The organism is Coprococcus sp. RTP21204st1_G4_RTP21204_210225 (assembly GCF_040915385.1).
GTDB classification, from domain to species: Bacteria; Bacillota; Clostridia; order Lachnospirales; family Lachnospiraceae; genus Allocoprococcus; species Allocoprococcus comes.
In genome coordinates this window covers 45,809-56,152 of the sequence record NZ_JBCPDP010000019.1, presented here as the reverse complement: position 1 = coordinate 56,152, position 10,344 = coordinate 45,809, and the positions used below count along the sequence as shown (strand labels likewise).

Below are 10,344 nucleotides of genomic sequence, written 5' to 3'. Positions count from 1 at the left end.
AATATCGCCAGCCATAGCATGGCTGACGATACAAAAATTTATTATTTTTTATTGTCCTCTTGACGGGGAGCATACCAGAAATGATCTGAAAAGTATGGTTCCTTTTTGAAAAGCGAGGGAGAAAGAAGAGACTTTCCCTGTGAAGTTTCTGATAAATATCAGGAAATCTTACACCGGCAAAGATACCACTTCTCGATCAGTCCGATCAGAGCATAGAGCAGCATGGCGATCACGCAGAGGATGCAGATGCTCATCAGCAGCCAGTCGAGCTTGAAGACCTGACTGCCGTAGATGATCATATAGCCAAGTCCTTCCCTGCCGCCGATAAATTCTCCGATGATCACGCCCACCAGACAGAGCCCGATATTGACCTTCATGGTGCTGATGATCGCCGGAATGCAGCTTGGGATCACTACCTTGGAGAGGGCATGGAGCCGGTTTCCGTGAAGAGTGTAGATGAGCATGATTTTATCTGGGTCTACTTCGGAAAATTCGGAATAGAGGTTCAGTATGCTCCCGAAGATTGCAACAGACATTCCGGCAATGATAATTGTTGTGCGGTTTGCGCCGAGCCAGACAATGAGAAGCGGAGCAAGCGCAGATTTTGGCAGACTGTTCAGGACGACCAGATAAGGCTCCAGGATTTCCGAAAGCTTCCGAAAGAGCCAGAGAAGGACGGTGACAAAAAGGCTGAAGAAGATTACCAGGATAAAACTGACCAGGGTTTCGTAAAGAGTCACTCCGATATGACGGAAAATACTGCCGTCACCGGTCATTTCCAGAAAACACAGGGCAATCCGGGAAGGACTGCTGAAAATGAAAGAGTCGATCAGTCCTGTATTTGCCGAAAATTCCCAGAGAAAGAGGAATGTCAGCAAGATGGAGACTCTGGAAACAGCAATGATCCGTTTATGTCTGCGGTGCATATTCAGGTAATGCAGCTGGTTTTTTGAAAGTTCATTCATCCGGGTTCAGCTCCTTCCAGATCAGATTGAAATAAGTCTTAAATTCCGGGGCATTGCGGCGGGCAAGCGGGGAAAGTCCCGGATCAGAAAAGGAAACATTGACCGTCTGCCCAATGGTTGCCGGACGGCTTGTGAGAACAAGGATCCGGTCAGCAAGACTGATCGCTTCGGCAAGGTCATGGGTGACAAGGATCGCTGTTTTTTTCTCTTTTTTGATAATCTGCCCGATATCATCACTGACATTTAACCGGGTCTGATAATCCAAGGCAGAAAAGGGTTCATCCAAAAGCATGATATCCGGCTTCAGGACCAGCGTGCGGATCAGCGCGGCTCTCTGGCGCATTCCTCCGGAAAGTTCGGATGGTTTTGCATTTGCAAAGGCATTCAGGCCGTATTGTGTAAGAAAGGCTCTTGCCAGTGCGCGGGAACGGGCAGTCAGTGCATGCTGGATCTCGAGACCGAGAAGAACGTTCTGATAGATGGTACGCCACTCAAGAAGTTCATCCTTTTGCAGCATATATCCGATGCCGGAAGTGTTGTCCGGATGATAGCTGCCGTTTATTTTGATGAGACCTTTTTCCGGGGTGAGAAGACCCGCAATCAGGTGGAGCAGTGTAGATTTTCCACACCCGGAGGGACCGACCAGAGCAATAAATTCCCCTTCGCGGACCGAAAAGGTGATGTCTTTCAGGGCGTAGGTTTCTCCTTCCAGTGTATGGTAAGCATAATGAACGTTTTTCAGTTCCAGTGCATATTGCATGATAATCCTCCAGATACAGAAACGATCATAAGTCTTTTACTTACAGTTTATGAGAAATAAAAAAAAGCGTGTGTGCATCTGGCTGGAATGGAGCGGAAAAAGAAAAACAGAGCAGAAAAGATATTGTGCGAAGAGAACAGCTGCACTATAATAAGAAACAAATCTGCAATATGAGGAGAGATGAACAGATGCAGAAAAAGAATTACCAGAAAGAACTGGATAAAAAGATAGAACAGATCGTATCGGAAAAGAAGGTTCCACGTCTGTTCCTTCACAGCTGTTGTGCACCATGCAGCAGTTATGTGCTGGAATATCTGTCGGAATATTTTGAGATTACGGTTTTTTATTACAATCCGAATATTTTTCCGGAATCCGAATTTGAAAAACGGATCCACGAACAGAAGAAGCTGATCCGTGAGCTTCCGGCGAAACATACGATCCATTTTCAGGCGGGAAATTATGACAGTGAAAAATTTTACGAGATGGCGAAGGGACTGGAGATGATTCCGGAAGGTGGAGAGCGGTGCTTCAGGTGTTATGAGCTCAGACTCCGGGAAGCTGCGAGATTTGCAAAAGAAGGCAGATATGATTATTTCACCACAACCCTTTCCATCAGTCCGCTGAAAAATGCACAGAAGCTGAATGAGATTGGTGAGCGGCTTGCCGGGAAATATGGAGTGGCTTATCTGGTTTCGGATTTTAAAAAGAGAAATGGATATAAGCGTTCAACCGAGCTGTCAAAGATTTACGGACTTTACCGCCAGAACTATTGTGGCTGTATTTATTCCAAAAATCAGAGAGAACGGGAAAAGAAACTTCGGGAGGAAGAGGAAAGTTCTGTGAAAAGTTAAGAGGGGAACTTTACAGAATCCGACATTCTATGGTACACTAAAGCACAGAATTACGTTGAAGAAAAGAGGGAAAGCTATGGCACAGTTATGGGGAGGACGTTTTACGAAAGAAACCGACAAACTGGTTTATAATTTCAATGCGTCCATTTCATTTGATAAACGATTTTATGAGCAGGATATCCAGGGCAGCAAGGCGCATGTTATGATGCTTGCAAAGCAGGGGATCCTGACAGACGATGAGAAGCAGCAGATTCTGGACGGACTGGAAAGCATCCGCAGGGATGTAGAGAGCGGAAAGCTTGAGATTACAGAGGAATACGAAGATATCCACAGTTTTGTAGAGGCAAATCTGATCGACCGGATCGGGGATGCAGGAAAGAAGCTGCATACCGGAAGAAGCCGTAATGACCAGGTTGCACTGGATATGAAGCTTTATACAAGAAGTGAGATCACCGCACTGCAGGGACTGATTGTGGATATGCTCCGCGAACTTCTTGCGATCATGAAGGACAACACCGAGACGATCATGCCTGGATTTACCCATCTGCAGAAAGCGCAGCCGATCACACTGGCACACCATATGGGTGCTTATTTTGAAATGTTCAAAAGAGACCATATGCGTCTGAAAGATATTTACAAAAGAATGAATACCTGTCCGCTTGGATCCGGAGCACTTGCAGGAACCACTTATGATCTGGACAGAGCATACACCGCAGAGCTTCTCGGATTTGACGGACCGACACTGAACAGTATGGATTCGGTATCGGACCGTGATTATCTGATCGAGCTGATGAGTGCTCTATCTACGATTATGATGCATTTAAGCCGCTTCTCAGAAGAAGTGATCATCTGGAATTCCAATGAATACCAGTTTGTCGATATCGATGACAGCTACAGCACCGGAAGCAGTATCATGCCACAGAAGAAGAATCCGGATATTGCGGAACTTGTTCGTGGAAAGACAGGACGTGTATACGGTGCACTGACTTCGATCCTGACTACAATGAAAGGAATTCCGCTTGCTTACAATAAAGATATGCAGGAGGACAAAGAGCTGGTATTTGATGCCATCGATACCGTGAAAGGATGCCTGGCTTTATTTACCGGAATGCTTGCAACCATGAAGTTCAACAAAGAACGTATGCTGGAAAGCTGCAGACACGGATTTACCAATGCAACAGATGCAGCTGACTATCTGGTAAATCACGGGGTACCGTTCCGTGATGCACATGGAATCGTAGGAAAGCTGGTACTTTATTGCATCGATAAGAAGATTGCGTTAGATGATATGTCACTGGAAGAATATAAGGAGATCTCTCCGGTATTTGAAGAAGATATTTATGATGCGATCAGCATGGAGACCTGTGTCAATAAGAGAAATACGATCGGTGCACCTGGACCGGAAGCTATGAAAAGGGTGATCGCGCTTCACGAAGCGTATCTGGAAGAGTGCTAATCGTTATAAGGAAAATGAGCATTGCTGGTCACAGGTGCTGGAAACAGTAACATGAGCGTTAATAAGTAGACATAGTTTTTCAATTGTCAGGGTTGAAAAATGTCGGAAAATGCGTTATGATATACAAATCGCGCGTACAAATGTGCGCATTAAAAAGACAAAACAGGAAATGAGGACATAAAAATGGATCAGAAATTAAGAGTAGGTATTCTTGGTGCAACAGGAATGGTAGGACAGAGATTTATCGCTCTGCTGGAAAATCATCCGTGGTTTGAGGTAGTAACACTTGCTGCAAGCCCGCGTTCCGCAGGAAAGACATATGAAGAAGCAGTCGGAGACCGCTGGAAAATGGACACTCCGATGCCGGAAGCAGTCAAGAAGATCGTTGTACATAATGTCAACGAAGTAGAAGAAGTTGCAAAGACAGTTGACTTTGTATTCAGTGCAGTTGATATGTCAAAAGATGAGATTCGTGCGATCGAGGAAGCATACGCAAAGACAGAGACACCGGTTGTATCTAATAATAGTGCCCACAGATGGACACCGGATGTACCGATGGTAATCCCGGAAGTAAACCCGGAACATTTTGCAGTCATCGAAGACCAGAAAAAGCGTCTTGGAACTACAAGAGGATTTATCGCAGTAAAACCAAACTGTTCGATCCAGAGCTATGCGCCTTGCCTTGCAGCATGGAAAGAATTCGGGCCGAAAGAACTGGTTGTTACAACCTACCAGGCAATTTCAGGTGCAGGAAAGACCTTTAAAGACTGGCCGGAAATGGTAGAAAATATCATTCCATTCATTGGTGGAGAAGAAGAAAAGAGCGAGCAGGAACCGCTTCGTGTTCTCGGCAGAGTTGAAAATGGACAGATCGTAAAAGCAGATTCTCCGAAGATCACATGCCAGTGTGTACGTGTACCGGTTCTTAACGGACATACCGCTGCCGTATTTATCAATTTTGAAAAGAAACCAACCAAAGAGCAGCTGATCGAAAAACTGGAAAGTTTCAAAGGCTTCCCGCAGGAAGCAGAGCTTCCGAGTGCACCGAAGCAGTTCATCCGCTATATGACAGAAGACAACCGTCCGCAGGTGAAACTGGATGTAGATTATGAGAACGGAATGGGAATTTCTATCGGACGACTCAGAGAAGATTCCCTTTACGATTATAAATTTATCGGACTTTCCCACAATACAGTCCGCGGTGCGGCAGGAGGAGCTGTTCTCTGTGCTGAGACACTGACTGCAAAAGGCTTTATCACAAAGAAATAGCTTTTGCAGGAAAGTTTAAAAGAAGTTAACTTTTCTTTCTTCTGATTCAGTGGTAGAATGAAATTATACCAGTGTAAAGGAAGAGTGAAGGTGGGCTAATATGAAAAAAGAAATGCAGAACTATACACAGAACAGAGAACTGTCCTGGCTGAAGTTCAATCAGAGGGTACTGGAGGAAGCAAAGGATTCTTCAGTACCCCTTCTTGAAAGAATGAAGTTTGTATCCATTTTTACAAGCAACCTGGATGAATTTTTTATGATCCGCGTAGGAAGCCTGTATGATATGTCGCTTACGGATAACAGCACGATCGACAGCCGTTCGGGGATGAATCCGAAAGAGCAGCTGGATGCTATCTTTGCGGCTGTAGCACCATTGTATAAAGAGCGGGACAAGACTTACTCGGAGATCAAGAAGCTGCTGAATCCATACGGTGTCTGTGGACTATCGATAAAAGAGCTGGAGCAGCAGGAAAAGAAGTATGTGAAAAAGTACTTCAAAGACCAGATCCTACCGATCCTGTCTCCACAGATCGTGGATGCCAATCATCCATTCCCACATCTGCTCAATAAGGAACTGTATGTGATCGCAAGTCTGAAGCAGAATGGAACTTCCATGATTGGAATCGTACCGGTTCCACAGTTTGTGTCAGATATTTTATATCTTCCGGGCCATGATATCCGTTATATCCGTATGGAAAAGGTGATCATGGAATATCTGGATGTGGTGTTCGACAAATACGAGGTATCGAACAAGAATTATATCTGTGTGACAAGGAATGCAGATGTGTCGCCGGACGATGAGGCACTGGAGATCAATGATGATTTCCGCCTGCTGATGCAGGAAACCCTTCACAAGCGCCGCAGAATGGCAGTGGTCCGCATGGAGACAGCGGAGCCGCTGGATAAGGAACTGGAAAAGTATTTCTGTGACAAATTTAAGATCACACCGGCACAGATCTACCGGACCAAGATGCCGATGAAGCTGGATTATATTTTTTCGATTATGGATAAGGTTCCGGCATCGCTGAAACGTTCTCTGATCGACGAACCGTTTACTCCGCAGCCGTCCCGCTATCTGACGGATGGAAAAGTGATTCCGCAGGTAAAGAAAAAAGATATACTTCTTTCTTATCCGTATGAGAGTATGGATCCGTTTCTGCGTATGATCAAGGAAGCGGCTTATGATCCGACCGTTCTTACGATCAGGATCACAATCTACCGTCTGGCAAAGAAGGCACGGCTGGTAGAGTACTTATGTGCGGCGGCCGAGAACGGCAAAGAGGTTACGGTTTTGATCGAGCTGAGAGCCAGATTCGATGAACAGAACAATATTGACTGGTCCGAACGTCTGGAAGAAGCAGGATGCCGTGTGATTTACGGATTTGAAGGTTATAAGGTGCATTCCAAGATCTGTCTGATCACTTACCGGAACCGTAACAATATCGAATACATTACGCAGGTGGGAACCGGAAACTACAATGAAAAGACAGCGACGATGTATACGGATGTGTCGCTGATCACAGCGGATAAGGGAATCGGAGAGGATGCAGCCGTCTTCTTCAAGAATATGTCCATTGGCAATCTCAATGGAAGCTATCAGCACATTATTGTTTCACCGACCAGTCTGAAACCAAAGGTGCTTTCGCTGATGGACGAGGAGATCAAAAAGGGAACGAACGGACGGATCATCATGAAGATGAATTCTGTGACGGATGTAGATTTTATCCAGAAGGTTTCCGAGGCATCAAATGCAGGGGTGAAGGTGGATTTGATCGTCCGTGGGATCTGCTGTATTCTTCCGGGAGTCAAAGGGTACACAGAGAATCTCCGTGTGACCAGTATTGTCGGACGTTATCTTGAGCATCCGCGTATTTTCCTTTTTGGAACCGGAGCGGATCAGAAAATCTATATCGGTTCCGCAGATATGATGACGCGTAATACGGAAAAACGCGTGGAAGTGGCATGTCCGGTTTACGATGAAACTATCAGGAAACAGCTGACACATATGCTGAAGATCATGCTTGCGGACAATGTAAAAGCGCGAGAATTAAAGAGTGACGGCAAATACTACATGAAAGAAAAAGGAACTTCAAAAGTCAATTCCCAGGAATATTTTATGCGTGAAGCAATCACCGTCAGACATCCGGAAGGACGGACAAAACAAAGCTTCGTTGATAAAATCCGGAAGATTTTTCGAAGAAAATAATTTGTTTTATGTTCTGAATATGATATGATAAAAAAGTGGAGCTGGTATCAGCTTCACTTTTTAAACGCTGTGAGAGTTGCTATAGCGTGAAAATACAGGAGTACAAAATTATTATATGGGTAAATCGGTATATATTGCAGAAAAGCCGAGTGTGGCACAGGAATTTGCCAAGGCACTGCATTTGAATTTGAAAAGAAAAGACGGATATCTGGAATCAGATGAGGCGATCGTAACCTGGTGTGTTGGTCATCTTGTCACGATGAGTTATCCGGAAGTATATGATGAAAAGTATAAGAGATGGTCTTTGCAGACACTGCCATTCATTCCGCAGGAATTTCTCTATGAGGTGATACCGGGAGTAAAGAAGCAGTTTGAGATCGTAAAAGGAATACTGACCAGGAAGGACGTAGACCGGATTTATGTCTGTACCGACTCGGGAAGAGAAGGAGAATACATTTACCGTCTGGTGGAACAGATGGCAGGCGTAAAAGGGAAAGAACGCCGGCGTGTGTGGATCGATTCCCAGACGGAGGAAGAAATCCTCAGAGGAATCCGTGAGGCGAAGGATCTGTCAGAATACGATAATCTGTCAGCTTCGGCTTATCTCCGTGCGAAGGAAGATTATCTGATGGGAATCAACTTTTCCAGACTTCTGACACTCAAATATGGAAACAGCATTTCAAATTATCTTGGGAATAAATACACGGTTGTATCTGTCGGACGTGTGATGACCTGTGTCCTTGGAATGGTCGTAAGGCGGGAACGGGAGATCCGTGAATTTGTTAAAACGCCGTTCTATCGTGTGATCGAATCGGTAAATGTAGACGGACATACTTTTACCGGTGAGTGGCGTGCAGTGAAAGGTTCGGCTTATTTTGAGTCTCCAAAGCTCTACAAAGAGAATGGATTTAAAGAGAAAGAGGAGGCCAAAAAGCTGATAGCTGTTTTGAAAGAGGGAACATCCCCTCTTACCTGCCGGATTGTATCCATCGAAAAGAAAAAAGAGAAAAAGAATCCGCCACTTCTGTTTAACCTTGCAGAACTTCAGAACGAATGCTCCAAACGGTTCAAGATCAGTCCGGATGAAACGCTCCGCATTGTGCAGGAGCTTTACGAGAAGAAGCTTGTCACCTATCCGAGAACAGACGCCAGAGTGCTTTCGACGGCAGTATCAAAGGAGATCACAAAGAACCTGAACGGGCTGAGTAAATACCAGATGGCTGCACCATATATGCAGGATATTCTGCATTACGGAGCATATAAAAACCTGGCAAAGACGCGTTATGTCAATGACAAGCAGATCACGGATCATTATGCGATCATCCCGACAGGACAGGGACTTTCAGCATTGAATTCGGTATCTGCAACAGCTCATCATGTGTATGATGTGATCGTCCGGAGGTTTCTGAGTATCTTCTATCCTCCGGCAGTTTATCAGAAAGTGGCGTTGGTAACACAGATCGGAAAAGAACAGTTTTTCTCCAACTTCCGTGTACTTGCGGAAGAAGGATATCTGAAGGTGGCAGGGGTCCCTGCACCAAAGAAAAATGCAAATGGAAATGACGCGGAAGGAGATGGAAGTGATAACAATGTGGATCTGGATGCCGCATTTTTTGCATCCATCCAGAAGTTAAAAAAAGGTGATATCCTGGATGTGAAATCACTGGATATCAAAGAGGGAGAAACTTCACCGCCGAAGAGATACAATTCCGGTTCCATGATCCTTGCGATGGAAAATGCAGGTCAGCTGATCGAGGATGAGGAACTTCGTGCGCAGATCAAAGGAAGCGGGATCGGAACCAGTGCGACCAGGGCGGAGATCCTGAAAAAGCTCTTCAATATCAAATATCTGGCATTGAATAAAAAGACGCAGGTGATCACACCGACGCTTCTTGGAGAAATGATCTATGATGTGGTGTTGAATTCTATCCGTTCACTTCTGAATCCGGAGCTGACGGCAAGCTGGGAAAAGGGGCTTAACTATGTGGCAGAGGGAGAAATTACATCGGATGAATATATGACAAAACTGGATCATTTTATTGTCAGCAGAACCAACGGAGTACTGGGACTGAATAACCAGTATCAGTTAAGAAGCTGCTATGACAGGGCAGCAGCATTTTATAAAAAAGAAACCAAAGGCAGAGCATCGAAAGGAAAGAAAGAATGAAAGAAATGACGGTTAAAGAAATGTATACGCTGGAAGAGACGATCGCAAAGGATTTGTTTGAAGGAGTGACCTACCCGTGGGAAGTACTTCCGAAAATCAGCAGTTTTATCCTGGAACTGGGTGCGTCTCTTCCGGAAGAAGAGTATGAAAAACGTGGAGAAAATGTGTGGGTTGCCAGATCCGCAAAGGTTGCACCGACTGCATTTATCGGCGGTCCGGCGATCATCGGAAAGGACGCAGAGGTAAGACACTGTGCGTTTATCCGCGGAAATGCGATCGTAGGAGAAGGGGCAGTTGTCGGAAATTCTACCGAGCTGAAAAATGTGGTCCTCTTCAATAAAGTACAGGTTCCACATTATAATTATGTGGGGGATTCAATCCTTGGATACAAGTCACATATGGGAGCAGGTTCTATCACATCTAATGTGAAATCCGATAAAAAACTGGTGGTTGTAAAGACGCCGGAAGGAAATATCGAGACCGGTATGAAAAAGTTCGGCGCGATGCTGGGTGACCATGTAGAAGTTGGATGTGGAACCATTCTGAACCCGGGAAGTGTAGTAGGACCGCATACCAATATTTATCCACTTTCTTCGGTGAGAGGATTTGTGCCGGGAGGAAGTATTTACAAATGTGCAGGTGAAGTGGTTGAAATGAGACAGGAGTAATA

8 protein-coding genes are annotated in these 10,344 nt (G+C 45.1%); 6 read left to right on the top strand and 2 right to left on the bottom strand.

Annotated features, from left to right (window positions below; genetic code table 11):
* Positions 1 to 158 precede the first annotated feature (158 nt).
* Entirely contained in the window at positions 159 to 965 is an 807-nt protein-coding gene (locus AB5213_RS14370) for an ABC transporter permease (protein ID WP_173692231.1), read from the bottom strand.
* A complete protein-coding gene (locus AB5213_RS14365) occupies positions 958 to 1,725 on the bottom strand; it encodes an ABC transporter ATP-binding protein (RefSeq protein ID WP_173690132.1) in 768 nt (255 codons plus the stop codon). The genes AB5213_RS14370 and AB5213_RS14365 overlap by 8 nt, the downstream gene beginning before the upstream one ends.
* Before the next feature lie 188 nt (positions 1,726 to 1,913).
* On the opposite strand from AB5213_RS14365, the gene AB5213_RS14360 reads away from it, so the two are divergent.
* From AB5213_RS14360 to AB5213_RS14335, 6 genes are all read left to right on the top strand, one after another.
* Positions 1,914 to 2,576: an epoxyqueuosine reductase QueH gene (locus AB5213_RS14360; protein ID WP_368276852.1), complete on the top strand. Its 663-nt coding sequence runs from the start codon at positions 1,914 to 1,916 to the stop codon at positions 2,574 to 2,576.
* A gap of 76 nt (positions 2,577 to 2,652) precedes the next feature.
* Positions 2,653 to 4,032 (top strand): argininosuccinate lyase, encoded by a 1,380-nt coding sequence (gene argH, locus AB5213_RS14355; RefSeq protein WP_173690131.1) that lies wholly within the window; start codon positions 2,653 to 2,655, stop codon positions 4,030 to 4,032.
* Positions 4,033 to 4,215: 183 nt separating this feature from the next.
* Complete coding sequence (gene asd, locus AB5213_RS14350) at positions 4,216 to 5,301, top strand: aspartate-semialdehyde dehydrogenase (RefSeq protein WP_055156592.1); 1,086 nt, start codon at positions 4,216 to 4,218, stop codon at positions 5,299 to 5,301.
* A 100-nt stretch (positions 5,302 to 5,401) separates the two neighbouring features.
* Positions 5,402 to 7,507, top strand: coding sequence for a polyphosphate kinase 1 (gene ppk1 / locus AB5213_RS14345; RefSeq protein ID WP_055248284.1), 2,106 nt, complete (start codon positions 5,402 to 5,404; stop codon positions 7,505 to 7,507).
* Positions 7,508 to 7,622: 115 nt separating this feature from the next.
* Positions 7,623 to 9,674, top strand: a complete 2,052-nt coding sequence (locus tag AB5213_RS14340) for a DNA topoisomerase (protein ID WP_173686320.1) — start codon at positions 7,623 to 7,625, stop codon at positions 9,672 to 9,674.
* Entirely contained in the window at positions 9,671 to 10,342 is a 672-nt protein-coding gene (locus AB5213_RS14335; protein WP_008372303.1) for a UDP-N-acetylglucosamine pyrophosphorylase, read from the top strand. The genes AB5213_RS14340 and AB5213_RS14335 overlap by 4 nt, the downstream gene beginning before the upstream one ends.
* The last annotated feature ends 2 nt before the right edge of the window (positions 10,343 to 10,344 follow it).

What these genes read in the sequence shown, in the direction of transcription:
- AB5213_RS14370 (WP_173692231.1), bottom strand. Translation starts at nt 965, where the DNA reads ATGAATGAACTTTCAAAAAACCAGCTGCATTACCTGAATATGCACCGC.
- ppk1 (WP_055248284.1), top strand. Translation starts at nt 5,402, where the DNA reads ATGAAAAAAGAAATGCAGAACTATACACAGAACAGAGAACTGTCCTGG.
- AB5213_RS14335 (WP_008372303.1), top strand. Translation starts at nt 9,671, where the DNA reads ATGAAAGAAATGACGGTTAAAGAAATGTATACGCTGGAAGAGACGATC.
- argH (WP_173690131.1), top strand. Translation starts at nt 2,653, where the DNA reads ATGGCACAGTTATGGGGAGGACGTTTTACGAAAGAAACCGACAAACTG.
- AB5213_RS14340 (WP_173686320.1), top strand. Translation starts at nt 7,623, where the DNA reads ATGGGTAAATCGGTATATATTGCAGAAAAGCCGAGTGTGGCACAGGAA.
- AB5213_RS14365 (WP_173690132.1), bottom strand. Translation starts at nt 1,725, where the DNA reads ATGCAATATGCACTGGAACTGAAAAACGTTCATTATGCTTACCATACA.
- asd (WP_055156592.1), top strand. Translation starts at nt 4,216, where the DNA reads ATGGATCAGAAATTAAGAGTAGGTATTCTTGGTGCAACAGGAATGGTA.
- AB5213_RS14360 (WP_368276852.1), top strand. Translation starts at nt 1,914, where the DNA reads ATGCAGAAAAAGAATTACCAGAAAGAACTGGATAAAAAGATAGAACAG.